General features: G+C 75.0%; 1 protein-coding gene. It reads left to right on the top strand.

Annotation, left to right across the window (positions count from 1 at the left end; genetic code table 11):
- The coding region (locus KVT14_RS21605) for a hypothetical protein (RefSeq protein ID WP_217617412.1) at nucleotides 1-232 on the top strand (232 nt) is incomplete at both ends.

The following is a 232-nucleotide window of genomic DNA, read 5'->3' as shown; positions in this document are numbered from 1 at the left end:
GGCCCGAAGCGCCCGCAGGACCGCATCGAGCTGACGGAGGCCAAGGAGTCGTTCGCGCCCTCGATCCTCGACTACGTGTCCGACGCCGAGAAGGCGCCGTTCACCGGGCTGGACGAGTCGGTGGTCGAGACGTTCCCCGCCTCCGACCCGATCGCGGCGGGGGAGCACACCGACTCCTCGGCCGCGCCGGCCCACGTCGCCGCGGGCGACTCGGCCCGCCGTCCGCACCGGC

It is taken from the genome of Cellulomonas sp. GbtcB1 (assembly GCF_019091725.1).
GTDB lineage: Bacteria > Actinomycetota > Actinomycetes > Actinomycetales > Cellulomonadaceae > Cellulomonas.
The sequence above is the reverse complement of the archived record's forward strand: the minus strand, read 5'-3'. Positions and strand labels throughout refer to the sequence as shown.